The 25,360-nt window shown below is 68.1% G+C and carries 23 protein-coding genes; 12 read left to right on the top strand and 11 right to left on the bottom strand.

Features of this window, described 5'->3' with window-relative positions:
• Nucleotides 1–82: 82 nt before the first annotated feature.
• From TSH20_RS28840 to TSH20_RS28805, 8 genes are all read left to right on the top strand, one after another.
• Nucleotides 83–1,081 (top strand): formate dehydrogenase subunit gamma, encoded by a 999-nt coding sequence (locus TSH20_RS28840; RefSeq protein WP_109156225.1) that lies wholly within the window; start codon nt 83–85, stop codon nt 1,079–1,081.
• 180 nt (nt 1,082–1,261) lie between these two features.
• Nucleotides 1,262–2,782: an aldehyde dehydrogenase gene (adh, locus tag TSH20_RS28835; protein ID WP_109156224.1), complete on the top strand. Its 1,521-nt coding sequence runs from the start codon at nt 1,262–1,264 to the stop codon at nt 2,780–2,782.
• Nucleotides 2,783–2,876: 94 nt separating this feature from the next.
• On the top strand, nt 2,877–3,272 hold the full coding sequence (locus TSH20_RS28830; RefSeq protein ID WP_199231934.1) for a DUF779 domain-containing protein: 396 nt from the start codon (nt 2,877–2,879) through the stop codon (nt 3,270–3,272).
• A 135-nt stretch (nt 3,273–3,407) separates the two neighbouring features.
• Nucleotides 3,408–4,601: a nitric oxide-sensing protein NosP gene (nosP, locus tag TSH20_RS28825; RefSeq protein WP_109156223.1), complete on the top strand. Its 1,194-nt coding sequence runs from the start codon at nt 3,408–3,410 to the stop codon at nt 4,599–4,601.
• A gap of 3 nt (nt 4,602–4,604) precedes the next feature.
• On the top strand, nt 4,605–6,434 hold the full coding sequence (locus TSH20_RS28820) for a NahK/ErcS family hybrid sensor histidine kinase/response regulator (RefSeq protein WP_109156222.1): 1,830 nt from the start codon (nt 4,605–4,607) through the stop codon (nt 6,432–6,434).
• 57 nt (nt 6,435–6,491) lie between these two features.
• On the top strand, nt 6,492–7,211 hold the full coding sequence (locus TSH20_RS28815) for a Fe-S cluster assembly protein HesB (RefSeq protein ID WP_109156239.1): 720 nt from the start codon (nt 6,492–6,494) through the stop codon (nt 7,209–7,211).
• Nucleotides 7,212–7,430: 219 nt separating this feature from the next.
• Complete coding sequence (locus TSH20_RS28810) at nt 7,431–7,652, top strand: DUF2281 domain-containing protein (RefSeq protein WP_146205370.1); 222 nt, start codon at nt 7,431–7,433, stop codon at nt 7,650–7,652.
• Nucleotides 7,653–7,807: 155 nt separating this feature from the next.
• Complete coding sequence (locus tag TSH20_RS28805) at nt 7,808–7,993, top strand: hypothetical protein (protein WP_109156220.1); 186 nt, start codon at nt 7,808–7,810, stop codon at nt 7,991–7,993.
• Between the two features lie 61 nt (nt 7,994–8,054).
• Here TSH20_RS28805 and TSH20_RS28800 read toward each other — a convergent pair whose 3' ends face one another.
• Complete coding sequence (locus tag TSH20_RS28800) at nt 8,055–9,563, bottom strand: acetyl-CoA hydrolase/transferase family protein (protein ID WP_109156219.1); 1,509 nt, start codon at nt 9,561–9,563, stop codon at nt 8,055–8,057.
• A 349-nt stretch (nt 9,564–9,912) separates the two neighbouring features.
• Between TSH20_RS28800 and TSH20_RS28795 the strand changes: the two genes are divergently transcribed.
• On the top strand, nt 9,913–10,653 hold the full coding sequence (locus tag TSH20_RS28795) for an AraC family transcriptional regulator (RefSeq protein ID WP_247871265.1): 741 nt from the start codon (nt 9,913–9,915) through the stop codon (nt 10,651–10,653).
• On the opposite strand, the gene TSH20_RS28790 is transcribed toward TSH20_RS28795, so the two are convergent.
• Both TSH20_RS28790 and TSH20_RS28785 read right to left on the bottom strand, forming a co-directional pair.
• A complete protein-coding gene (locus TSH20_RS28790; RefSeq protein ID WP_109156217.1) occupies nt 10,646–11,332 on the bottom strand; it encodes an alpha/beta hydrolase in 687 nt (228 codons plus the stop codon). The two genes, TSH20_RS28795 and TSH20_RS28790, sit on opposite strands and share 8 nt — an antisense overlap.
• A gap of 108 nt (nt 11,333–11,440) precedes the next feature.
• Complete coding sequence (locus TSH20_RS28785) at nt 11,441–12,058, bottom strand: DedA family protein (protein ID WP_199231933.1); 618 nt, start codon at nt 12,056–12,058, stop codon at nt 11,441–11,443.
• Between the two features lie 151 nt (nt 12,059–12,209).
• Here TSH20_RS28785 and TSH20_RS28780 point away from each other — a divergent pair, with 151 nt between their 5' ends.
• The gene (locus TSH20_RS28780) at nt 12,210–12,689 is read left to right on the top strand and encodes an Lrp/AsnC family transcriptional regulator (protein ID WP_109156215.1); all 480 of its coding nucleotides are present in this window, start codon (nt 12,210–12,212) and stop codon (nt 12,687–12,689) included.
• Nucleotides 12,690–12,729: 40 nt separating this feature from the next.
• Here TSH20_RS28780 and TSH20_RS28775 read toward each other — a convergent pair whose 3' ends face one another.
• Entirely contained in the window at nt 12,730–13,023 is a 294-nt protein-coding gene (locus TSH20_RS28775; RefSeq protein WP_109156214.1) for a DUF2442 domain-containing protein, read from the bottom strand.
• 117 nt (nt 13,024–13,140) lie between these two features.
• A complete protein-coding gene (locus tag TSH20_RS28770) occupies nt 13,141–14,361 on the bottom strand; it encodes a winged helix-turn-helix domain-containing protein (protein WP_109156213.1) in 1,221 nt (406 codons plus the stop codon).
• A gap of 134 nt (nt 14,362–14,495) precedes the next feature.
• On the opposite strand from TSH20_RS28770, the gene TSH20_RS28765 reads away from it, so the two are divergent.
• Nucleotides 14,496–15,698 (top strand): NnrS family protein, encoded by a 1,203-nt coding sequence (locus tag TSH20_RS28765; protein ID WP_109156212.1) that lies wholly within the window; start codon nt 14,496–14,498, stop codon nt 15,696–15,698.
• Nucleotides 15,699–15,733: 35 nt separating this feature from the next.
• Here the strand turns inward: TSH20_RS28765 and TSH20_RS28760 are convergent, their stop codons facing one another.
• The 4 genes from TSH20_RS28760 to TSH20_RS28745 all read right to left on the bottom strand — a co-directional run bounded on the left by TSH20_RS28760 (nt 15,734) and on the right by TSH20_RS28745 (nt 20,399).
• Nucleotides 15,734–16,108, bottom strand: a complete 375-nt coding sequence (locus tag TSH20_RS28760; RefSeq protein WP_109156211.1) for a response regulator — start codon at nt 16,106–16,108, stop codon at nt 15,734–15,736.
• 160 nt (nt 16,109–16,268) lie between these two features.
• Nucleotides 16,269–16,685 carry a hypothetical protein gene (locus TSH20_RS28755; RefSeq protein WP_109152753.1) on the bottom strand — a complete coding sequence of 139 codons (417 nt, stop codon included), beginning with the start codon at nt 16,683–16,685 and terminating at the stop codon, nt 16,269–16,271.
• Between the two features lie 124 nt (nt 16,686–16,809).
• A complete protein-coding gene (locus TSH20_RS28750; protein ID WP_109156210.1) occupies nt 16,810–19,557 on the bottom strand; it encodes a response regulator in 2,748 nt (915 codons plus the stop codon).
• The gene (locus TSH20_RS28745) at nt 19,554–20,399 is read right to left on the bottom strand and encodes a phosphate/phosphite/phosphonate ABC transporter substrate-binding protein (RefSeq protein WP_109156209.1); all 846 of its coding nucleotides are present in this window, start codon (nt 20,397–20,399) and stop codon (nt 19,554–19,556) included. Before TSH20_RS28745 ends, TSH20_RS28750 begins: the two co-directional genes overlap by 4 nt.
• Before the next feature lie 358 nt (nt 20,400–20,757).
• Between TSH20_RS28745 and TSH20_RS28740 the strand changes: the two genes are divergently transcribed.
• Nucleotides 20,758–20,946: a hypothetical protein gene (locus TSH20_RS28740; RefSeq protein WP_109156208.1), complete on the top strand. Its 189-nt coding sequence runs from the start codon at nt 20,758–20,760 to the stop codon at nt 20,944–20,946.
• A gap of 72 nt (nt 20,947–21,018) precedes the next feature.
• On the opposite strand, the gene TSH20_RS28735 is transcribed toward TSH20_RS28740, so the two are convergent.
• Nucleotides 21,019–24,096 carry a multidrug efflux RND transporter permease subunit gene (locus TSH20_RS28735; protein WP_109156207.1) on the bottom strand — a complete coding sequence of 1,026 codons (3,078 nt, stop codon included), beginning with the start codon at nt 24,094–24,096 and terminating at the stop codon, nt 21,019–21,021.
• A gap of 10 nt (nt 24,097–24,106) precedes the next feature.
• The gene (locus TSH20_RS28730) at nt 24,107–25,357 is read right to left on the bottom strand and encodes an efflux RND transporter periplasmic adaptor subunit (protein WP_247871264.1); all 1,251 of its coding nucleotides are present in this window, start codon (nt 25,355–25,357) and stop codon (nt 24,107–24,109) included.
• Nucleotides 25,358–25,360: the final 3 nt, after the last annotated feature.

The following is a 25,360-nucleotide window of genomic DNA, read 5'->3' as shown; positions in this document are numbered from 1 at the left end:
CACTTGCTCCCTCCTCCGCGAGAGCGGGGGAGGGTTGGGGTGGGGGCAAGTAAGGCGCCAATTCGTCAATTGGGAGACCACCATGCGCCCCCTGCACGCCCTGCTGCTGATCGCCCTGATGGCCATTGCTGGTCTGGCCGCTCCGACTTTCGCACAAGCGCAGCTCTATCAGGCGCCCGGCCCCAACTCGCCGACCACCAAGGAGCAGGTGCCGCTCTACGTCCCGCAGGACGACAAGGTCGTCGGCCGCGTCAGCATTCCGGACGAGAAGCTGGCGGTGCTGGTCCAGCCGGAAGGGCGGGAGTGGCGGGAGTGGCGCACCCACACGCTGCGGCTGGCCATCGGCGGGCTGGCGATCGGCATGACGGTGGTGCTGGCGATCTTCTTCCTTTATCGCGGCACCATCCGCATCCATGGCGGCAAGGCGGGGCGGCTGGTTCTGCGCTTCAACGGGCTGGACCGCTTCGCCCATTGGACGACGGCGGTCAGCTTCCTGACCATGGCGCTGACCGGCGTGATCCTGACCTTCGGCCGGCCGTTGCTGATCCCGCTGATCGGCCATCAGGCCTTCACGCCGCTGGCGGAGTATTCCAAGTCGATCCACAACTTCGTCAGCGTGCCTTTCGTCGTCGGGCTGCTGATGATCATGGCGTTGTGGCTGCGCGACAATATTCCGGAGAAGGCCGACTGGATTTGGATCAAGTCGGCCGGCGGGCTCTTCTCCAAGGCCGGCCATCATCCGGAGGCCGGGCGCTTCAACGCCGGCCAGAAGCTGGTGTTCTGGAGCATCGTGCTGGGCGGCATCGCGATGGCGGCCACCGGCTACCTGTTGATGGTGCCCTTCGCCGTCACCGGGATCGGCGGGATGCAGACCATCCACGTCATCCACGGGCTGCTGGCGGCGGCGCTGATCGCCGCAGTGATCGGTCACATCTACATCGGCACCATCGGCATGGAGGGCGCCTTCGACGCCATGGGCTCCGGCGAGGTCGACGAGAACTGGGCGATGGAGCATCACCGCCGCTGGTATCAGGAGCAGCTGCGCAAGGGCTATGTCGAAGGGCGCCAGCCGGCGGAGTGAGGCGCCCGACGCCCCGGCGAACGGATCGGTCATTGGGTGGGACACGAACAATCCCACCCCCGCACCGTCTCCTTCCATAGTACAATTTACCCTTCCCCTCTCAGAGTGGCTGAATGGCCCCCGACAAACGCGTTGGACCGGAGACCTGACCGGTTCACCACACTGAGAGGAACGGCCCAAATGCTCCACCAGGCTCTCGAAACGCTCCAGAAGCAGATCGCGCTCCGCCCCCGCTACGACAACTTTATCGGCGGCCAGTGGGTTGCGCCGGTGGACGGCCAATACTTCACCAACCTGACCCCGATTACCGGCAAGCCGCTGTGCGAGGTCGCCCGTTCCCAGGCCGCCGACGTCGAGCTGGCGCTGGACGCCGCCCACAAGGCCAAGGACGCCTGGGGCCGCACCTCGCCGACCGAGCGCTCGAACATCCTGCTGAAGATCGCCGACCGCATGGAAGAGCGGCTGGAGATCATCGCGCTGGCCGAGACGCTGGACAACGGCAAGCCGATCCGCGAGACCCGCGCCGCCGACGTTCCGCTCGCCATCGACCACTTCCGCTACTATGCCGGCTGCATCCGCGCCCAGGAAGGCTCGATCGCCGAGATCGACCACACCACCTACGCCTACCACTTCCATGAGCCGCTGGGCGTCGTCGGCCAGATCATCCCCTGGAACTTCCCGCTGCTGATGGCCGCCTGGAAGCTGGCCCCGGCGCTGGCCGCCGGCAACTGCATCGTGCTGAAGCCGGCCGAGCAGACCCCGATGGCGATCATGGTCCTGATGGAGATGATCGGCGACCTGCTGCCGGCCGGCGTCATCAACGTCGTCAACGGCTTCGGCATCGAGGCCGGCAAGCCGCTCGCCACCAACAAGCGCATCTCGAAGATCGCCTTCACCGGCGAGACCTCGACCGGCCGCCTGATCCTGCAGTACGCGTCGGAGAACATCATCCCGTCGACCGTCGAGCTGGGCGGCAAGTCGCCGAACATCTTCTTCGAAGACGTGATGGCCTCGGACGACGAGTTCCTGGACAAGGCGCTGGAAGGCTTCGCGATGTTCGCGCTGAACCAGGGCGAGGTCTGCACCTGCCCGAGCCGCGTCCTGATCCAGAAGTCGATCTACGACCGCTTCATCAAGCTGGCGGTGGAGCGCGTCAACAAGATCGCCCAGGGCCATCCGCTGGACGGCGGCACGATGATCGGCGCCCAGGCCTCGCAGGAGCAGATGGAGAAGATCCTCTCCTACATCGAGATCGGCAAGGCCGAAGGCGCCAAGGTTCTGGCCGGCGGCGGGCGCGCCCATCTGGGCGGCGAGCTGGAAGGCGGCTACTACGTCCAGCCGACCATCCTGGAAGGCCACAACAAGATGCGCATCTTCCAGGAGGAGATCTTCGGCCCGGTCGTCGCCGTGACGACCTTCGAGACCGAGGAAGAGGCGCTGGCCATCGCCAACGACAGCGAGTTCGGCCTGGGCGCCGGCGTCTGGACCCGTGACGGCAACCGCGCCTTCCGCATGGGCCGCGGCATCCAGGCCGGCCGCGTGTGGACCAACTGCTACCACCTGTATCCGGCGCACGCCGCCTTCGGTGGTTACAAGAAGTCCGGCATCGGCCGCGAGACGCACAAGATGATGCTCGACCACTACCAGCAGACCAAGAACCTGCTGGTCAGCTACAGCCCGAAAGCGCTCGGCTTCTTCTGAGCCCTGCTCCTCCCTATCGGGCAAACCTGGGCCGGGGGCGCGTCCCCCGGCCTTTTTTCTTTCGCCGCGTGGTTCCGTGATAAGGGAACGTCCCATGCCGACAGCCCCCGTCCTGACCGAACGTGTCACCGCCACCCCCGAAGCCATCGCCCTGCTGGACCGCCTTGCCGCGAAGCACGGGCCGCTGTTGCTGCATCTGTCGGGCGGCTGCTGCGACGGATCGGCGCCGCTCTGCCTGCCGAAGGGGGAGTTCAAGCTGGGCGGGCGCGACCTTTGTCTCGGCTTGGTCGCCGGCGCGCCTTTCTGCATGTCCGACGACACCTTCCAATGGTGGCGCAACACCCAGGTCATCCTGGACGTTATCCAGGCGCGCGGCGGCGGCTTTTCGATCGAGGCGCCGGACGGCGTCCGCTTCACCGCCAAGGCCCGCCTGTTCACCGACGAGGAATTGGCCGGCTTGCCCGATCCGCAGCCGGCAGAGAGTATCTAGGCCGAGCATCTTCAGGAGCCGCCCCGCATCATGTCCTCCTTCACCGGTCCGCGGATTGGTCTTGCCCGCCGCCATCCCTGGAGTACCCTTGCCGGATCGCATCCGCGCACGGAGAGGGAGGCGCAGGCGGCATCGATGTCCACACGCGAGATCTCCGCAGACGGCCCGGTGAAACCCGCGTCCGGCGACGGCATGCCGCGCGCCGTGACCCATGCCGAACGCCCCGACGAGGCGGCGCGGGACCTGCGTGCCGGGCTGGGCGAGGTGCCGCTGGAACTGGTGGTGGTGTTCTGCGCCCCCAGCTATGACCGAAACGCCCTGGCCGATGCCCTGGCGCGGGAGTTCGGCATGGTGCCGGTCATCGGCTGCACCACGGCGGGGGAAATCGGTCCCGGCGGCTACACCACCAACGCCCTGGTGGCGGTGGGCTTCCCGAGCGAGGATTTCTGCATCGTCACCGCGCTGGTCGACCATGTCGACCGTTTCGAGATCGCCGACAGCACCGCCATCGCGCGCTCGCTGCTGTCGCGCCGCGACCGGGCGATGGCGAGCCGGCCGGTGCCGCTGGGCGAGGATGCCCGCAGCTTCGCCATGCTGCTGATCGACGGCCTATCGATGAGCGAGGAGACGGTGGTCAGCGCGCTGCACAACGCCCTGATCGACATCCCGCTGTTCGGCGCCTCGGCCGGTGACGACCTGCATTTCGAACGCACCTTCGTCCTGCACGAGGGGGCATTTCATCCCAACGCCGCGGTGGTGACGCTGTTCACCACCAACCGGCCCTTCACCGTCTTCCGCACCCAGCATTTCGTCAGCTCCGACCGCAAGATGGTGGTCACCGGCGCCGATCCGCAGCACCGCATCGTCCATGAGATCAATGCCGAGCCGGCAGGCCGCGAGTACGCCCGGCTGGTCGGGCTGGAGGGCGAGCCGCTGACCCCGATGATCTTCGCCGCGCATCCGGTCGTCGTGCGGGTCGGGGGCCAGTACCATGTCCGCTCCATCCAGAAGGTGAACGACGACGAGAGCCTGACCTTCTTCTGCGCCATCGACGAGGGCATCGTCCTGACGGTGGCGGAGGGGGTCGACCCGGTCTCCAACTTCGATGGTCTGATCGCAGGCATCGAGGCGGAGGTCGGCGCTCCCGACCTGATCCTCGGCTGCGACTGCATCCTGCGCCGGCTGGAGATGGAGCAGCGGCAATTGAATGCCGTCATGTCGGAACGGCTGGCGCGCAACCGGGTTGTCGGATTCTGCGCCTACGGCGAACAGGTGAACGGCATGCACGTCAACCAGACCTTCACGGGCGTCGCCATCGGAGGGCGCTAAGCCATGGCCGGCATCCAAACCCGCAGCTGGACGCTCGATCCCGCCGACCGCATCGCCGAGTTGGAGCGCGAGAACGCCAAGCTCCAGCGCATCAACAAGGTGCTGATGGACCGCGTCGAGCGGTCGATGGATTTCCAGGGCGGCGCCTTCTCGCTGTTCCAGACCGCCATCGTGCTGGAGCAGAAGATCCGCGAACGCACGCTGGAGTTGGAACGCGCCCTGCACAAGCTGGAGGACAGCAACCGCGATCTCGCCCGCGCCAAGGAGCTGGCGGACACCATGCGCACCCGCCTGTTCGAGGCGATCGAGTCGGTGAACGAGGGGTTCGCCCTGTTCGACTCGTCCGACCGGCTGGTGCTGTGCAATCGCAAATACCTGTCCTACTGGCCGTCGGTATCGGGCCGCATCCAGGCCGGCATCCGCTTCAACGATCTGGTGGCGATGGTCGCCGCCGCCGGCGCGGTCAGCGAGCCGCCGCCCGACGTCTGGCTGCGCGAGCGGATGGAGCACCGCCACGACCTGAAGGGCGTGTTCCTCAATCGCCTGTCCGACGGCCGCTGGATCCAGGTGAACGAGCGGCGCACCCGCGACGGCGGCATCGTCGGCGTCTACACCGACATCACCGTCATCAAGCATGAGGAGGAGCGGCGGCGCGAATCCGAGCAGGCGGAGAAATCCGCGCTGATGACGCTGAACGACCAGCTTCAGCAGGCGAAGTCCCAGGCCGATCAGGCCAACCTGTCGAAGACCCGCTTCATCGCCGCCGCCAGCCACGACCTGTTGCAGCCCTTGAACGCCGCCCGCCTGTTCGTCTCGGCCCTGGCCGACCTGGAGCAGCCGGCCGCCAATGCGGAGTTGGTGGACAACATCGACCTGGCTCTGGCGTCGGTGGAGGATCTGCTGTCGGCGCTGCTCGACATCTCCAAGCTCGATGCCGGGGCGGTGACGCCGGAGGTCAGCGATTTCCCGTTGCGCGGCATCCTGGCGCCGCTCGCCACCGAATATGCCGCCGTCGCGGCGGAGCGCGGCATCGACCTGAAGGTGGTGGGATCGGGGGCGGTGGTGCGCAGCGACATGCGGCTGCTGCGCCGGATCGTGCAGAATTTCCTGTCCAACGCGCTGCGCTATGTCCAGGGCGGCCGGGTGGTGGTCGGCTGCCGCCGGACCGGCGACGGCATCCGCATCGAGGTGTGGGACAACGGCCCCGGCATCCCGCGCGACAAGATCACCGAGATCTTCCAGGAGTTCCGCCGCCTCGACACCCCCGTCACCAAGGGGCGTGACCGCGGCATGGGGCTTGGCCTCGCCATCGTCGACCGCGTCGCCCGCATGCTGGGCCACCCCATCACCGTGCGGTCGGAGCCGGGCCGGGGCTCCGTCTTCGCCGTCACCGTGCCGCGCGGGACGGAGCGTCGCGCCGTGCGCCCGGCCAGCGTCGCCGCCCGGCCGATGACCAACCGGCTGGCCGGCACCTCCGTGCTGGTGCTGGACAACGAGCCGGCGGTGGTGGCGGGGATGGAGGCGCTGCTGCGCGGCTGGGCCTGCGACGTGGTGTCGGCCACCAACGGCGACGAGGCGCTGGCGCTGCTGTCCGGCATGCCGCAGCCGCCGGATCTGCTGATCGCCGACTATCATCTCGACGACGGCGCGCTGGGCGTCAACGAGGTGGCGCGGCTGCGCGCCGCCTGCGGCCGCATCCTGCCCGCCGTGATCGTCACCGCCAACCGCACGCCGGAACTGGCGGACGAGGCCAAGGCGGCCGGCTGTCTGGTGCTGAACAAGCCGGTGAAGCCGGCGCAGCTGCGCGCGGTGATGTCGGGGCTGGTGGGCTGAGTCGAGACGTGATGATTTACCGGTAACGCCTTACCGGTTCGGCTGTTGTCGGTTTTCATGACCGACCCGGCTGCGTTGCGCGACAAGGCGCTCGAAATCCATCGGCTGCTGTGCACCGTTTACGGCTGCCCGGTCGCCTATTTCCACAGCCTCGACCCGCTGAGCGAGTTGGTGTCGTCGCTGCTGTCGCACCGCACCCGGAATGCGGCGTCCGGTGCCGCCTTCAAGGCGCTGCGGCGGCGCTGGCCCGACTGGGAGGCGGTGCGCGACGCGCCGGTCGCGGAGGTGGAGGCGACCATCGCCGGCGTCACCTGGCCGGAACAGAAGGCGCCGCGCATCCAGGCCATCCTGCGCCGCATCACCGAACGGGTCGGCAGCCTGTCGCTCGACCTGCTGTCCGGCATGACCGTGCCGGAGGCGCGTTCGTGGCTGGAGGAACTGCCCGGCGTGGGGCCGAAGACCAGCGCGGCGGTGCTCAGCTTCTCCACCCTGCGGCAGGCGGCGCTGCCGGTGGACAGCCACCATCACCGCGTCGCCGTCCGCACCGGCCTGATCCCCGCCAACGTCGCCGTCGGCCCGTCGCATGCGGTGCTGTCGGCGCAGTTGCCGGCGGAGTGGGACGCCCAGCAGGTCTACGACAACCACGAGGTCATGATGCTGCACGGCCAGCGCTGCTGCTACTATCAGGCGCCGGCCTGCGACCGCTGCGTGCTGCTGCGGCTCTGCCCGACGGGACAGGCGCTCCGCCCGCCGGAGGAGGAGCGGGAGAGGGCTTGAAGAGAGATGCGAAATCCCATCGGCCGTCACCCCCGCGAAGGCGGGGGTCCAGGTGTTCGTTCAGGCAACCTATTGGAATGGCTGGATTCCCGCCTTCGCGGGAATGACGGCCGAAAGAAGTGAAATATCGAGGTGTTGCACGGGCTACGGCTGTCAGCAAGGCGAGAAGCCGGTATGATGGTTTGTTATCAGCGATACGTCTCAGAAGGTTTCGGTGCAATGGACTACACCGGCTTGCTCGTAAAGCTTCGAGATCTGCCCAAGGATAAGCAGGAAACAGTGTATGACTTCGTGGAGTTTCTGGCCGCGCGCTATGGTCACTGTTCCAATGGTTGGTCAGACGGTGCCTGTTCCGGAACGCGTATCGGTGACGCGGCGCCTAACACAGACGACGATCCCGTTGCCTACAGCCTTCAGGACCTGAAGGAGCGCTGGCGCTGATGGCGACCGGCCGCGTGGTGCCTCACCCCATTCGTTTTGTGCATTGCAACACGCAGCCATTCCCAGAATGCAGGGCCGTTCACCACCAGCTGGGCCATATAAGAGAGTGAGGGCGACGAAGACGCCGCTCCGATCTTTATAAGACGAGGCCTGAGGTGATACACAAGATTCTGGACGCGATCGATGCAATTGTCGCGGAAAAACGCCAGAACGGTCAGCTTGAGGACTGGCTCAAGAGCGGTGCCGCCAAGCGCTTCTGCGAGAAGATTTCGTCCGAGCGCAAGCACTATTATCCCGCCTTGCTTCTCTACTTGGAGCGCAATGGCGGGCAGCACGTATGACGGCATATGGGTAACGGGAACGGGCCGCGGAATTCCGCGGCCCGCCCGTTTTCAAGGGACCCTATTCGGCCGCCAGCGGCTTCGGCATCATGCTGCCGGTCTGCTGGAAGCGGGTGTGCCAGGCGAAAGCCTCCTCCAGCAGGTGCGGGGTGTGGCCGCCGCGCTGGAGCGCCCGGCGCTGATAGTCCATCGCCAGTTCGCGGTAGCTGGGGTGGACGCAGTTGCGGATGATGGTCTCGGCCCGCTCGCGCGGAGCCAGACCGCGCAGGTCGGCCAGCCCGACCTCCGTCACCAGAACGTCGACGTCATGCTCGTTGTGGTCGACATGGGTGACCATCGGCACGACGCTGGAGATGGCGCCGCCCTTGGCCAGCGACTTGGTGACGAAGATGGCGAGGTGGCTGTTGCGGGCGAAGTCGCCGGAGCCGCCGATGCCGTTCATCATCTGCGTGCCGTTGACATGGGTGGAGTTGACGTTGCCGTAGATGTCGCACTCCAGCGCCGTGTTGATGCCAATGACGCCAAGGCGGCGGATCACCTCCGGATGGTTGGAGATCTCCTGCGGGCGCAGCAGCAGCCGGCCCTTGTAGGAGCCGATCTTCGGCAGCACTTCGGCGTACTTTCCGGCGCTGAGCGTGATCGAGGAGCCCGAGGCGAAGTTCAGCTTGCCGGCGTCGAACAGCTCGAAGGTGCTGTCCTGCAAAACCTCGCTGTACATGGTCAGGTCATGGAATGGGCCGTCGATCAGCCCGTGCAGCACCGCGTTGGCGATGGTGCCGATGCCGGCCTGCAGCGGCGCCAGCGAACGGCCCATCCGGCCCTGCTTCACTTCGCGGCCCAGGAACTCGATCAGGTGGCCGGCGATGGCGTTGGTCTCGTCATCGGGCGGCAGGATGTTGGCGGAGCTGTCCTGCTTGCGCGTCACCACGATGGCCGCGATCCGTGACGGGTCGATCGGGATATAGGGCAGACCGGCGCGGCTTTCCGCCGTGACCACCGGGATCGGCTCGCGGAAGGGGCGGCGGGTCGGGATGTAGACGTCGTGCATCCCCTCCAGATCCAGCGGCTGGGTCAGGTTCAGCTCGATGATGATCTTCTCGGCCAGGATGGCGAAGGTCGCCGAGTTGCCGATGGAGGTGGTCGGCACGATCCCGCCATTCTCGGTGATGGCGCAGGCTTCGATCACCGCGACATCGACCGGCCCCATCTGGCGCGAGCGCAGCAGCTCCACCGTCTCCGACAGATGCTGGTCGACGAACATCACCTCGCCGCGGTTGATCGCCTTGCGCAGCACCGGGTCGGCCTGGAAGGGCAGGCGGCGCGACAGTACCCCCGCCTCGGTCAGGATCCGGTCGACGTCGTTGCCCAGCGAGGCGCCGGTCATCAGCGTGATCTTCAGCTTTTCCGACGCGGCGCGCTCGGCCAGCGCCAGCGGCACCGCCTTGGCGTCCCCGGCGCGGGTGAAGCCGCTCATGCCCACGGTCATGCCGTCCTTGATGAGGAAGGCGGCCTCTTCCGCCGGAACCACCTTGCCCCACAGGGATTTCAGGCGGATGCGATCTCGGTACATCGGGCGTTCCTTTTATGAGTGCTTTTTGGCGAATGGCGAACGATCCGTGCCTTGGCGGTCGTATTTCTTGTTTGAAAATACTCATAAGGAGGCGCTGTCCGGTGCCGCAATTGTTCGTCCGGAATATCAGGCAACGCTCAAGTGAATGGGTGGGCGAATATCGGCTGAGCGGTGCGCATTGCGGACGTTGACTTGAAAATTCGCCGGCGCGATTTGATGAAACTCAGTTTCGCCTTCTGGTATTTGTGGTGGGCGACCGGTCCCGTGCCTGTGCACAGCTGTGCCTGTACGCGCCGGGGAGGAGGGCGTAGCATCGGCCCATCGATCCAACAGCAAGGAGCCCGCCGGCGTGGCGTCCCCGCATCGGCCGACCGTCAGCACCCGCAGTTACGACGGGCATGAACGGCGGCACGCCCATGACCATCACCAGATCGTGCTGCCGGTCGCCGGGACCCTCGACATGGAGGTCGGCGGTGCCTGCGGCCGGGTGGGCGACGGGCGCGGGGTGCTGGTGGCCGACGGCGTGCCGCACAGCTTCCGCAGCGGCGGAACCAACCGCTTCGTCGTGCTGGACGTGCCGACCGCCGGGCTGGTGCCGGAGGCGGCGGTGCGCGCCTGCGACGCCTTCTTCGCCATCGACGGCGCGCTGGACGGGCTGGTGCGTTATCTGGCGGCGGAGGCGGCCGACAAGCCGCTCGACCCGGTGCTGGCCCATCATTCGGCGGGGCTGCTGCTGCGCGCCCTGGAAGCCCGGCAGCCGCCGGCGCCGCTGTCGGACGACCCCATCGACCGCGCCCTGGCCCTGATGGCGGAGCGCTGTGCCGAGCCGCTGACGGTGGCGGAGTTGGCGGAGGCGGCCGGTCTGGCGCCCAGCCGGTTCCATGAACGCTTCCGCGCGCGGACCGGCAGCACCCCGGCCGGCATGCTGGCGGAGCTGCGGCTGGACCGGGCGGAGGCGCTGCTGCGGGAGGGCCGGCTGCCGCTGGCCGAGGTGGCGCTGGCGGTGGGCTTCTCCGACCAGAGCGCCCTGACCCGCAGCCTGCGCCGCCGCCGCGGCACCACGCCGGGGGCGGTGCGGAGGTCTAGATAGAGCGGGCGGCCTCGACGATCACCGCCGCGACGGCATCGGGACGCGACAGGTGGGGGGCGTGGCCGCTGTCGACCTCTACCGTCCGGGCGCCGATGCGCGACGCGGTGGCGCGCAGGAAGTCGGGCGGCAGCATGCGGTCATTGGTGGCGACGACATACCAGGCGGGCTTTGTTTTCCAGGCGGCGGCGGAGACCTTGGTCGCGAAGCAGGCCGCCGCCACCGGACCCTGGGTGGCAGCCAGCAGAGCGGCATCCTCGGCCGGCAAATCCTGGGCGAAGTTGCGGGCCATGCCCTCCGCCTTCAAGGTCAGGAAACGGTCCTTGTCCACGGAGACGCCGGACAGGCCGGCAGAGGGCGGGAAGGGCTTCAGCGTGTCGTTCGGCGATTGCCCGGCGTCGGGGGCGAAGGCGGCGACGTAGACCAGGGACTTCACCCGCTCCTGATCGCCGATCTGGGTGATGACGGCCCCGCCCCAGGAATGGCCGACCAGCACCACCGGCCCCTTGGTCCGGTCGATGGCGCGTTGGACATGGGCGACGTCGTCGTCGAGCGAGACCAGCGGGTTCTGCACCGCGACCGCCGCGAGCCCTTCCGCCTGCAGGCGGGGGATCACCCGGCTCCAGGAGGAGCCGTCGGCGAAGGCGCCATGGACGAGGATGATGGTGGGGGTGGAACTCATGAAGGGCGCTCCCGCTGGCGGTCGGATCGGCCAGTCAGAGCATGGCGGCGGCGCGGCCGTCCAGCGGGGGCAGGGACGTTTTTCTCAGGGTGGAAAAGGGCTTGGCCGTTATTCCGCCGGCTGCCCGCTCGTCCGCCGGCCGAAGGTGGCGACGCGGTAGACGTACCAGAGGGCGATCCCGGCGAAGACGATGTTGGACACCGGGTTCAGCCAGCCGGCGACCTGTTGGTAGCGGTCCTCCAGCAGATAGCCGGCGCTGGCGAGAAAGGTCGTCCAGATCGCCGTGCCGACGGTGGTGTAGAGCAGGAAGGAACCCAGCGGCATCTCCGACACCCCGGCGGGGATGGAGATCAGCGTGCGCACCGCCGGGATCATCCGGCCGATCAGCACCGAGCGGCCGCCATGCTCGCGGAATCGGGCGGCGGCCTGATCGACCTCCTCCGGCGCGATGGTCAGCCAGCGGCCATGGCGCCCGGCCCAGCGCTTCAGCCGGCGGCAGCCGACCCAGCGGCCGATCAGATACCAGAACAGCGCCCCCAGCAAGGCGCCGCCCGTGCCCGAGACGATGACCATCACCAACCCCAGGTCGCCGCGCGCGGCGGTGAAGCCGGCCAGCGGCAGGATCAGCTCCGATGGGATGGGGGGAAACAGGTTTTCCGCGAACATCAGCAGAGCGACGCCGACATAGCCGGTGTGCTCCACCATAGCAACGATCCAATCGAACACGTCCGTTCTCCCACGCTTGGCGCCCGCTCCCACCGTCGGACCAACACCGGGAAGGGTGGATTGGTTGCATGGAAGGGCTCGCACCGGCAGCCGGCTCTGCTTATGTTTGCAGGTGTAACGATTGAACGTGCGGAGGAGGGGGAAGGCGCAGATGGCGGCGATCAAGCTCGACCGGCATGAGAAGGGCATCCTGGCGGCCCTGCAGGAGAACGCCCGCCTGACCATGCAGGAGTTGGGCGACACCGTCGGCCTGTCTGCCTCGCCCTGCTGGCGCCGGGTTCGGTCGATGGAGGACATCGGCGTCATCCGCCGCTATACGGTGCAGCTCGACCCGCGCAAGCTGGGGCTTGGCGAGTGCGTCTTCGCCCATGTCACGCTGGAACGCCACAAGGAGAATGCGGTCGAACAGTTCGAGACCGCCATCGCCGACATGCCGGAGGTGCTGGAATGCTTCGCCGTCACCGGCGACGCCGATTACCTGCTGCGCATCGTCGTGCCGACGACGGAGGATTACGGCCGCTTCCTCAGTGAACGCATCTTCTCCATCCCCGCGGTGTCGCACGTCAAATCGAGCGTTACCCTGAAGGAGGTGAAGTTCGAGACCCGGCTGCCGCTCGACCATCTGGAGTGAGCGGGTAGGGGGCAGCAGGGCCGGTGACGCAAGGGAAAAGTCATTCGGCTGCCGCTTGCCGCTTGGCCAGCAGTTCCAGATGCACGCTGTCGATGCACAGATCCTCGTCCCCGTCCCACTGGACGGTGTCGCCATCCTCGCCGATCTCGGGCTTGGCGAAGATGGTGGGAACGAGCAGGGCGTCGATCTTGTGAAGGGCGATCCAGCCGGCCAAATCGACGGAAACCCTGCCTCCGCCGACCCAATCGACGGTCAGGACAGTTCCGGGCCCGGCCTCAACCGCAGCGATCAGCGGAACGGGGCGGGGGTCGATGCCAACGGTACCTTCGGACATGGGAACCTCCCTTCGTTCAGGGGGCACGGCGAGGACTCTCGCGAATCCACCCTGTGTATCCCCCTCACCCCGACCCTCTCCCCGGGGGGAGAGGGGGATTTTCTGAAGCTGGAAGATCTATTTATCCCGCAACTCCGCATCCAACGCCGGCGCCAGATCGCCGCCGCCGGCCATCGTCACCCGCTCCAGCCCCAGCCAGCCGGCCAGACGGTGCAGCTCCGCCGCCAGGGGCGCGGCGACGGTGTCATGGCTGGCGTGGGGTTCAGTGTGGGCGGCCTGGACCAGCAGGGTGGACGCCTTGCGGTCGGATTTCAGGTCGACGCGGGCGGCGATGCGCTCGTCCATCAGGAAGGGCAGGACGTAATAGCCATGCTCCCGCTTGTGGGCGGGCGTGTAGATCTCCAGCCGGATGCGGGCGCCGAACAGGCGTTCGGTACGCTGCCGCTCCCAGATCAGCGAATCGAAGGGGGAGAGCAGGGCGCGGGCCGGGGCCTTGCGGGGAATGCGCAGGTCGGGGGTGACGTAGGCGGTGCGCTCCCAGCCCTCCACCGTCACCGGCAGCAGGTCGCCGGCCTCCACCAGTTCCGCGATGCGCAGGCGGGCGTCGGCGACCTCCAGCCGGTGATAATCGCGCAGGTCACGCTCGGTCGCCACGCCATGGGCGCGGGCGGCGATGCGCAGAAGGGCGCGCTGGGCCTCGTCCTCCTCCGGGGTGGGGGTGTCGAGGATGGCGGCGGGCAGCACCCGCTCCGGCAGGTCGTAGAGCCGCTCGAAGCCGCGGCGGCCGGCGGTGGTGACCAGACCGGCCCAGAACAGGAACTCGACGGCCCGCTTGCCGTCGCTCCACCCCCACCAGCCGCCGGCCCCGCGCCCGGCCTCTGACAGTTCCGAGGCGCCCAGCGGCCCGCGCGCCGCCACCTCGGCCAGGACGGAGTCGATGTAGGGGCGGCGTTCGGCGGCGAAGCGCGCCAGCCCGCTGTAGATGCCCTCGCCACGCTCGGCCCGCGCCATGCGCCAGCGGAACAGCGGCTGCTGCTCCACCGGGATCAGTGACGCCTCATGGCCCCAATATTCGAACAGTGCCCGCCGCTTGCCGCCATAGGCCAGCCGGTCGAGCAACGCCGCCTCGTACGGCCCCAGCCGCGAGAAGAGCGGCAGGTAATGCGAGCGCACCAGCACGTTGACCGAATCGATCTGCACCAGCCCCAGCCGCCCGATCAGGCGCCGGGCATGGCGGGCCTCCACCGGATCGGCTTCGGGGGGCATGTTGGGGAAGCCTTGGGCTGCGATGGCGATGCGGCGGGCCTCGCGCAGGGACAGGCTGTCGGGACGGGGCATGGATCTGAAAGGAAAGGAAGCGGGGGAGCAGCTTGCGAATGCGTTTGATTTTCGTCAAGGCGGCGTGGGGGCGGGGGGCGCAGGCTGACGGTCAATCCTGCACTGCAGCACCCGTTTTTACGGAGTTCCCCTTCATGTCCTCCCCCAGTCTTGCCGGCCGCGACGACGGCCCCGCCATCCCGATCCTGTTCCAGTATGGCTTCCGTTTCTTCTTCCTGTTCAGCGGCGTGGCTGCCGTCGGGCTGCTCGGCGCCTGGCTGGGCGTGCTGGTGACCGGGGAATGGCCCGAGCATGCGGTCGGCGCCAGCGCTTGGCATGCGCATGAGATGCTGTTCGGTACGGTGGTGGCCGCCGTCGCCGGCTTCCTGCTGACCGCGGTGCCGAGCTGGACCGGAACCAAGGCGGTGTCCGGCGCGCCGCTGATGGCGCTCGCGGCATTGTGGATCGCCGGCCGCGTCGCCGTCTTTCCCTGGACCGGCATGCCGGAGCCGGTGGCGGCGGTGATCGACATCGCCTTCCTGCCGGGGCTGGGGCTGGCGCTCGGCCGGCCGCTGGTGGCGGCGGGCAAGTGGCGGAACAGCGCCTTCCTGATCCTGATCGGCCTGCTGACGACGGCCAACCTGCTGATCCACCTCGACTGGCTGGAACTGCTGGACGGCGGGACGGATGCCGGCTTCGCGCTGGGTCTTGGCGTCGTGCTGATGATGGTGACGGTGATCGGCGGGCGCATCCTGCCGGCCTTCACCCGCAACGGGCTGGGCAAGGCGGGGCTGGGCGTGCGGTCCTGGCCGATGGTGGAGCGGCCGGTGCTGGTTCTGACGCTGGCGCTGATCCCGGCGGCAATGGTGGCGCCGGAGTCCGTTGTCACCGGGCTGATCGCGCTCGCCGCTGCGGTGGCCCATGCGGTGCGGCTGGCCGGCTGGCAGGGCTGGAAGGCCTGGCGCTCGCCGATCCTGTGGATCCTGCATGTCGGCTATCTGTGGGTGCCGGTGGCGTTGGGCTTGCGCGGGCTGCATGCCCTGGCCGGGCTGCCGGCGGCGGCGGGAACCCATGCGTTGACGGTCGGGGCCTTCGCCACCCTGATCCTGGCGGTGATGAGCCGCGCCTCGCTCGGCCACACCGGGCGGCCGCTGGCGGTGTCGCGGCTGACGGTCGCCGCCTATGTGCTGCTGACGGTCGCGGCGGTCGCCCGCACCGCCTCGCCGCTGCTGCCGGTGGAGTTGGTGTGGTCGGCGCTGCAATGCTCCGGCTATGCCTGGGTCGCGGCCTTCACCCTGTACCTCGTCGCCTACGCCCCGGTCCTGCTGTCGCCGCGGGTTGACGGGCGGCCGGGCTGAGTGGCGTTGGCTGATTGGTGTTGGCCTACGGGCGGTCAGGCGGCGCCGCGGAAGTAGCGGTCGATGGCGTCGGTCATCTCGACCTCGCGGAAGGGCTTGGTCAGGACCGGCCGGTCCTGATGGCTCCGCGGCAGGCCGGCGGCGCCATGGCCTGTGGTGAAGACGAAGGGGATGCCCCGGGCGCTCAGCGCGTCGGCGACGCTGTCGACGCGCTCCCCGCGCAGGGTGACGTCCAGCAGGGCGGCGTCGATGCCGCCCTTGGCGATCAACTCCAGCGCCTCCGCCACCGTGCCGGCGGGCCCGACGACGCCGACATTCTGGACTTCCAGCGAATCCTCGATGGCCATGGCCACCAGCGGCTCGTCCTCGACGAGCAGGATGCGCAAGGGCTTCGATCGGTCGGCTTCCATGGACAGGCGGCTCGCTGATGGTCGGGGCTGTTGTCGGCCGTCAGATGGGGGTCTTAATCCCATATGGCAACCGGCGTGAGCTTTTCCGTTCAGCCCTCCGCTTGTCCAGCCCGACCTTGGTCATCGCCCATTGGGCCATCCGCGAGCTGCAGCTGGACTATCACCCCAGATCATCAAGCGCCTGTTGGAGGGACGGATAGAGCGCCTCCACCAGCGATCCGTCCGGCCGCACCGGCGACGGCAGGGTGTCGGCCCCTTCCAGCGCCCGGAACAGCGGCAGGCCGCCGACCTCGACGAAGCCGCCGCGCTCGCCATACTGGCCGACGATCCAGTCCTTGACCGTCGGGTCGCCGTCCAGCGCGTTGTTGTGCGAAATCAGCGCATGGGTGCCGTCGTCCGACCGGCGGTACCAGGCCCGGCAGCCGTCGCCGAGGTCCATCGGCGTGAAGCCTGCCTCGGTCATGGCCTTCCGCACCGCCGGGCGCACCCGGTCGGCCCGCAATCCGGCCAGCAACCCGGTATGTGGCCCGGTATGTGGCCCGGTCCATTGATCGAGATCGTCCGCTAGGTCGCTCATGTCGCCTCTCAGGTCTTGGTCCTGAGGAGACAACGCGCCAGGAGGACTTTTGTGCCACGCCGACCTGTCCGAATGTGGAGGGAGCGGCTGCCTGTTGGTGGCGCTGCGGCCACCACCTATCCGTTCAGACGTTTAGCGGCTGGCGGGTGCGGAGCGCGGCGAGCGAGCGGTCCAGCAGGTCGCGCAACCGCTGTTCCTGCTCCAGGACCGTGGCGGCGGGGGCGTGCTCCAGCTCCTTCGCCAAGTGGCCGAGGGCGGCGGCGCCGAGATTCAGCGAGGTGCCCTTCAGCGTGTGGGCGGTGCGGTTGTGCGGCTCCCCGGCGCGGGCCTGGGCGACCATGCTGTCGATGGTCTTCTGCCCATTGTCGGTGAAGCCGGCGACGGAGGCGGTCCAGTCGTCGGCCGTCAGCACCTCAAGCAGCAGGGACACCTGTTCCTCGTCCAGAAGGTCGGCGTCGGGAATGGCAGGCTGGTCGGCAGGCAAATCCGCAGGCTGGTCGATCATGGCGGGCTCCGGAGCGGCGGGTGCGGGGGCGGCCGACACAGCCGCGCCGTTGCCCAGCACCGATGCCATTTCGGCAAAGAGCAGGGCCGGGCGCAAGGGCTTGGTGACGAAACCGTTCATCCCCGCCGACAGGCATTCCGGCCGCGAACTGCCCGACGCATGGGCGGTCAGCGCCAGGATGGGGACGCTGCCCTGAGGGTCAGGCAGTTCGCGTACGCGGCGGGTGGCGGTCAGACCGTCCATGCCCGGCATCTGGATGTCCATCAGCACGAGGTCGAACGGCTGGTCGCGCACCATGCGCACCGCCTCCCCGCCGCTGGCGGCCAGCGCCACGCTGTGGCCGGCGCGCTCCAGGATGCCGCGGACGATGTCGCGGTTGACCTCGATGTCGTCGACCGCCAGCACGCGCAACGGCGGCAATGCCGCGACGCGCGCCGCCTCGCCGACGCTGGTGCCGTGGCCGGGCTCGACGCGGCGCAGGGCCGACGGGTCGCCGGGACGGGCGACGACGGTGAAGCGGAAGACGCTGCCGCGGCCGGGGGCGGTGTCCACCGCGATGCTGCCGCCCATCAGCAGGCAGAGGTCGCGGCAGATCGCCAGCCCCAGACCGGTGCCGCCATAGCGCCGGGTGATCGAGCTGTCGGCCTGGGTGAAGCGGTCGAACAGGGTCGGCACCGAACCCGGCGCGATGCCGATGCCGGTGTCCTCCACCTCGAACTCCAGAAGGAAGGAGTCGGGATGACCAAAGGCGATGACGTCGGCGGGGGCGCGGCCCAGCCGGCGGACCCGCACGGCGACATGGCCCTCCTCGGTGAATTTCACCGCGTTGCCGACCAGATTGAACAGGATCTGGCGCAGGCGGGCCGGATCGGTGACGATCACCTCCGGCACCGACGGCATCAGCCGGGCCGACAGCTCCAGCCCCTTGTCGGTGGCGTTCGGGCGCAGCACCTCCAGAACCCCGTCGATCAGCTGGGGCAGGGCGCAGTCCGCCTCCTCCAGATCGATGCGGCGGGCCTCCAGCTTCGACAGGTCGAGGATGTCGTCCAGCAGCCGCAGCAGGGTCTCGGCCGAGCGGCGGGCGACGTCGGCCAGCCGCTTCTCCTCCGTCGGCAGCGAGGCGTCGGCCAGCAGGGTCAGGTTGCCCAGCACGCCGTTCATCGGGGTGCGCAGCTCGTGGCTGACGGTCGCCAGGAACTCGGTCTTCGACCGGCTGGCGGCCTCCGCCTTCTCCTTGGCCTGGAGCAGCTGCTCGGCCGCCTGACGCGGCTCGGTCACGTCGATGCACAGCCACAGCTTGCCGATGGCGGTGCCGGCGCCTTTGCGAACCGGCACATTGTGCCAGCTGACGATGCGCCCGTCGGTCAGCGTCATCTCGCGCCGCTCGTCGCCGTCCACCGCCGACAGCAGGGTATAGTCGGTGTCGCGCGGGGCGTTGCCGGCATTGGCCAGCGTCTCGTCCAGCCGGTGGCCGACCGGCGCCACGGTGATCGCGAATAGGCCGGAGAAGGCCGGGTTGGCGTAGGCGATGCGCCCGTCGCCGCCGACGAACAGCACGCCGAAATCCATCGCCGACAGCAGCGCGGACAGGCGGGCGCGTTCCTGCTCCACGTCGCGGGCCAGCGCCTCCTGCTCGTCGAGCGCGACGGTCAACTGGTCGACGCGCTCCTTAATGGCGTGCGACATGGTGTTGAAGGCCGCACCCAGCCGGCCGATGTCGTCGCTCCCCTCCGCCAGTTCGGGCGGGCTGTAGTCGCCGGCCGCCACCCGTTCGCTGGCCCGCGCCAGCGCCGCCAGATGACGGGTCAGCCACAGGCCCAGCAGGGTCAGCAGCCCGGCAGACAGCAGGATCTCCGACAGGGCGATGGCGATGCCCTGGGTCAGCAGGTCACGCCGCGCCTCGACGATGTGCAGCAGGTCGAGACCGAACTGCACCGCGCCCAGCTTCTGCCCGGCCAGCGACACCGGCACCGCCACGTCGTAGCGGGCGATGCCGTCCTTGGTGTCCAGCGTCAGGGCCGGGTCGGGATTGGGCAGCGCGCGGTTTTCCGGCCAGCCGCTGATCGCCACCAGCCTGCCGTTGCTGTCGCTGACGGCGAGGTAGAGGACGCCGCCGGTGGAGCGGCTTTCGTCCAGCACCGCCTGCAGCGTCGCATAGTCGCGCTGGGCCAGCGGCGCCACCAGCGCGGCGTTCAGCACCGGCGCCACCTGCCCCGCATGCAGCCTTGCCTGTTCGGCGAGGCTGCCGTAGAGCAGCCGCACGCTGTTGGCGACCAGGAGGGTCAGCATGATCGCCTCGACCGCCATGGCGGCGACCAGCATGCGCCCGCGCAGGGTCTTCCAGGGCGCCAGACGGGTCAGGATCATTTCCCGGCCTTCAGAACGCTCCGGACCTCGTCGGCCAGCGGCTCCATCGATTCCAGCTCCTCATCCGTGACCTGACGGTAGCCGTCGAGCTGGTTGGCGTCGAAATAGGCCTTGCCCTCCGCCGTCCCGCCGAAGGCGAACAGGGCTTTGCGCAAAGGGTCGGCCAAGTCCGCCTGCCTGCCGTTCAGCATATAGACTCGGCCGGCCATCGGGCGGCTCTCGGCGATGGTGGAAAGCTGTGCCTGAACCTCCGGCGCCAGCTTGGCTCGGTTGGCCAGCGACATGAAGCCGGCCGACGCATCGCCGGCCAGGATCAGCTGGGCCACGCTGTCGGCAGCGCTGACATAGCGAAGCTGGATGTTGGGCAGCCTCTGTTCGGCCAGCCAATGCTGGCCCCACAGCGTCACCAGCGAGGACGGGCTGAGGCCCAGGACGGTGGTGCCGGCAAGCGACGCCGCCGTCTGGTACGGTCCCCTGGCAGCCGTCACCGCCACGGCGCGGAAATCGGCCTTGTAGGTCAGCAGCGGCAGATAGGCGGCGTCCTTGCGCAGCATCTCCGCCTGATGGCCGGTGGTGACGGCGATGTCGTATTCCTGGTCGACCGCCCGCCGGGCGAAGGCGGTGAAGTCGGGCGCGGTCACGATCTCCACCGGCCGGCCCAGCGCCGCCTCCACCGCGCGGCGGACGGGCTGGTACTGTTCGATGATGACGCGGGCGCTGGTGTGCGGGGCGATGCCGATGCGGAACGCCTGCTCCGCCGCCATGGTCGGAGCGGAAGTTGCCAGCCCGCACAGCAGGGCGGAACAGAGCGCGGCAAGGCCGGCCAACAGACGCATTGTCATGGATCTCGGATCCCTACGTTGTGCAGGCGTGAAATGCCGGCGCATGAACGGACAGCATTCGTGACGGCGACGGGCCGACCAGTGGCCTAAGACAAAAGATATAACATTCGATAAATGCCGCAGGTAGGGACAAGAGCGCGCAGGGTGGCCGGTTCCGCGCATGTCGCGGCCAGTTGCCCGCGATGCGAAGAGCTTGTGGAACTTTGGCCATTCCTGCTCGCATCATTCTGCCGGCCCTGCGCAACTTTGAAACGGACGAAGGGTAGGATTCCGTGGGCGTCCGAGAAAGATCACGCTTTGGTTGCGAGGCGGTCCGCTATGTGTCGGGCGTGCCTCCTCGCCGCAAAGGACCTCCGCCGTGCCGAAACGAGCCCTCGACCCGCAGTCCCCGATCTGCAGCGCCATCCGTCTGCTGCGCGACCACAGCCGCGGCTGCGCCAGCATCGAAACCCGGCGCCTGCTGATCCACACCGAACGCTGGCTGGTCTGGATGCTCCGCTGCGAAGAGGGCGAGGATTTGCCGGTGCCGGCGGAGCTGGCGGGGTGACGCGGCACAAACGAAAACAGGCCCCTCCCGGTCGGGAGGGGCCTGTTTCGTCTTGCGGTATCCGGCGGCGCGTCAGGTCGTGCTGCGCAGCTGCTCCGTCCGGCTGGAGCGGGAGGTGGCGTAGTGGTCCGTCGCCAGCAGGGTGTAGACCGCCGGCAGGACGAACAGCGTGAACAGCGTGCCGATCAGCATGCCGGACACGATCACCAGACCGATGGAGAAGCGGCTGGCCGCACCGGCGCCCGCCGCGGTCAGCAGCGGCAGCAGGCCGACCACCATCGCCGCGGTGGTCATCAGGATCGGGCGCAGGCGGACTCGGGCCGCGTGCTCGATCGCGGTGCGGCGGTCCACGCCTTCGTTGATCTGCATCTCGCGGGCGAACTCCACCAGCAAGATGCCGTGCTTGGAGATCAGGCCGATCAGCGTCACCAGACCGACCTGGGTGTAGATGTTCATGGTGGCGGCGCCGAAGAACAGCGGCAGCAGCGCGCCGCAGATCGACATCGGCACCGACACCAGGATCACCAGCGGGTCGCGCAACGATTCGAACTGCGCGGCCAGCACCAGATAGATCACGATCAGCGCGAAGGCGAAGGTGACCATCAGCTGGCTGCCCTCCGTTACGAACTGACGCGATTCCGACAGGTAGGCGTGGTTGAAGCCGGCCGGCAGCTGGGTGCGCGCCTGCGCCTCCAGGAAATCGACGACCTGCCCCATGGAGACGCCCGGCATCGGCACGGCGGAGAAGGTGGCCGAGGGCAGCTGGTTGTACTTGTTCAGCGCGTTCGGCTCCACCGCCGTATCCACCGACACCACGGTGGACAGCGGGATCTGGGCGCCCGATCCGGAGGTGACGTAATAGTTGGTCAGCGATTCTGGCGTCAGGCGGTCGGCCCGCGGCACCTGCGGAATCACCTCGTAGGAACGGCCGTTCAGGTTGAAGCGGTTGACGTAGTTGCCGCCGACCAGCACCGCCAGCGTGTCGCCGACCGCCTTCATCGACAGGCCGAGGTCGGCCGCCTTGGCGCGGTCGATCTTCAGTCGGACGACCGGGCTGTCATATTTCAGGTCGGTGTCGGTGACGATGAACATGCCGCTTTTCATGGCGGCGTCGTTGATCCGCTCGATGGCGTCGAAGATGGTGCGGTAATCGCCGGGGCTGGAGATCACCATCTGCACCGGCAGGCCGCCGGTGGAACCGGGCAGGGCCGGCGGCGACACCAGGAACACGTTGATGCCCGTCACCTTGCTCAGCTCGGCCTGGGCCAGCGGCTGCAGTTCCTTGGCCGACCGCGCGCGCTCGCCCCACGGCTTCAGGATCATGCCGGCGAAGCCCTGGTTCAGGGTCGGCATGCCGGTCAGGACGAAGCGGGTGTCGGTCTCCGGGAAGCTGGCGAAGGTGTCGTCGATCTGCTTTCCGAAGCTGTCGATATAGTCGAGGTTGGCATATTGCGGCGCCTTGGAGATGCCGAACAGGATGCCCTGGTCCTCTTCCGGCGCCAGTTCCGACATGGTGTTGGCGAACAGGTAGCCGACCGACAGCAGGATGCCCAGCGCGAACAGCAGGGTCGCGGCGCGATAGTCCAGCATGCCGTCCAGCCGCCGCTCGTACCACCCGGCCAGCTTTTCGAACTGCCGGTCGAGGAAGGCGGCGAAGCGGCCCTGGCTCCCGCCCTCCTTGAGGATGACGGAGCACATCATCGGAGACAACGTCAGCGCCACGATGCCCGACACGATCACCGACGCGGCGAGCGTGAAGGCGAATTCGCGGAACAGCGCGCCGGTCAGTCCGCCCAGCAGGCCGATGGGGGCATAGACCGCCGCCAGCGTGATGGTCATGGAGATGACCGGCCCGATGATCTCGCGCGCGCCGATCAGCGATGCCGCGACCGCCGATTTGCCGTGCTCTATGTGCCGGTGGATGTTCTCCACCACCACGATGGCGTCGTCCACCACGAGGCCGATGGCGAGCACCATCGCCAGCAGCGTCAGCAGGTTCAGCGAGAAACCGAGAGCCAGCATGAAGGTGGCGGCGCCGATGATCGACAGCGGAATCGTCACCACCGGGATCAGAACCGAGCGGAGGGAACCCAGGAACAGGAAGATGACGACGATGACGATGGCCACCGCTTCGAGCAGCGTCTTCACCACCTCGTCGATGGACGCCTGGATGAAGCGGGTGCTGTCATAGACGATTTCCATCTTCATGCCGGGCGGCAGGTTGCGCCGCAGCTCCGGCTCCATCTTGCGGATGTCTTCGACGATGTTCAGCGGGTTGCCGGTGGGGGTGGAATCGACGCCGATGAAGATCGCCTGCTGCCCGTTCATCGCCACGCTGGCGTCGAAGCTCTTGGAGCTGAGTTCGACGGTGGCGATGTCGCGCATCCGCACCAGCGCCCCGTCCTTGGCCTTCACCACCATGTCGCGGAACTGCTCCACGTCGGTCAGGCCGGTGTTGGCGGTGACGTTGGAGATGACGAAGACGCCCTTGGTCTGGCCGGGAGCCGACTGGTAGTTGTTGGCGGCGACCGCCGCCGAGACGTCGGCCGGTGAGATGTTGCGCGCCGCCATCTTGGCTGGGTCCAGCCAAAGCCGCATGGCGAAAGTCTGGCCGCCCAGGATCTTGGCCTGCGCCACTCCGTTGACGGTGGACAGCACCGGCTGCACCACGCGCGTCAGATAGTCGGAGATCGCCGCCCCCGACAGGTCGGGGCTGGAGAAGCCCATATAGAGGATGGAGGTCGTCTCGCCGGTCGATTTCAGGATGACCGGGTCGTTGGCCTCGCGCGGAAGCTGGTATTTGACCTGCTGCACCTTCGCCATCACGTCGGTCATCGCGACGTTGGGGTCGAAGTTCAGCCGGACATAGGCGGTGACGACGCTCTGCCCCTGGGTGGAGGAGGAGGTCAGGTAGTCGAGACCCTCGGCCGTCGCCACCGCCTGTTCGATCGGCGTCGCGATGAAGCCCTGCATCAGCTCCGGCGAGGCGCCGGGATAGCTGGTGGTGACGGTGATGACCGTGTTCTGCAGCTGCGGATACTGCCGGATCGGCAGCTCCAGCATCGAGCGGATGCCGACCAGCAGGATCAGCAGGCTGACCACGACGGACAGAACGGGCCGGCGGATGAAGATGTCGGTGAAACTGCCCATGGCATCGGCCTCAGTTCTGCGGCAGGGTCTGCGGCGGCGTGAGCGGATTGCTCTGCGCCTCGACGACCGCGGCGCCGTTGTCCAGCTTCAGCTGCCCGGACACCACGACGCGGTCGCCGGGGTTCAGGCCGCTGCGGATCTCGACCCGGTTGGCGAGGCGGTCGCCGGTCTTCACCGCCTTGCGCTCCACCACCATCTGCTCCTTGCCGTCCTGGCCCTGCTTCTTCATGGCGACGAAGACGGAATCGCCGTAGACCGTGTAGTCGACCGCGGTTTCCGGCACCGTCAGCGTGTCGGGCTGCGGCGGCAGGACGACGCGGACGCTGGCGAACATGCCCGGCCGCAGCTGGCGCTCGCGGTTGTCCATGGTCGCCTGCACCTTCACCGCGCGGGTGTCGGCGCTGACCTGCGGTTCGATGGTGGTGATCTTCGCCTCGAAATCGCGGCCGGGCAGGGCATCGACGTTGATCAGCACACCCTGGCCGACCGACAGCTTCGGCAGCGCCTGCTCCGGCAGGGTGAAGTTGATGTAGAGCTGCGACAGGTCGGTCAGGGTGACGATGGTGGCGCCGGGATTGACGTAGTCGCCGACATTGACCTGCCGGATGCCGAGGTCGCCGTCGAACGGCGCCTTGATCAGCTTCTGGCCGATCAGCGCGCTGGTGCGCTTCATGTTCGCGTTGATCTCGTCGAGCTGCGCCTGATACTGGTCGACGTTGCTCTGCGGCGTGGCCTGGCTGCGGCGCAGGTCGCGGTAGCGCTCCAGGTTCAGCTCGGCCAGACGCGCCTGGGCGCGCTGGGCCAGCAAATCGGCCTGCTCGGTGGCGTCGTTCAGCTGCACCAGCGGGTCGCCAACCTTGACGCGGGAGCCCGATTCGAAGGGGATGCGCTCCACCCGGCCGGCGACCTCGGGGGCCACCGTGACCTGACGGGCCGCCTGCAGCGTGCCGATGGCCGGCAGATATTTCGGGATCGTCTGCACCGTCGCGTCCGCCAGAGCCACCGGGGTGGGCGGCGGCTTGTTGTTGGCGAAGAAGTCGGCGATGGCCTTGGCGCGGAAGCTGTTGAAGCCGTACAGCGCCGCCCCCAGCAACCCGAGGATCACCAGCGTGATGACGATGCGCAGCGTCAGCCGCCCGCGCGTCACCGGCTTGCGCGGCGGCGTGGAGGGTGGGGCGGGCGGCGGAGGCGTTCCGCGGCCCGGCTCGGACGCCGGGTGCCCGAATGACGTCTCGGTCTTTGGCGAATGGTCCAGGGTCACGTT

It is taken from the genome of Azospirillum sp. TSH20, assembly GCF_003115935.1.
Taxonomy (GTDB): Bacteria; Pseudomonadota; Alphaproteobacteria; order Azospirillales; family Azospirillaceae; genus Azospirillum.
The sequence above is the reverse complement of the archived record's forward strand: the minus strand, read 5'-3'. Positions and strand labels throughout refer to the sequence as shown.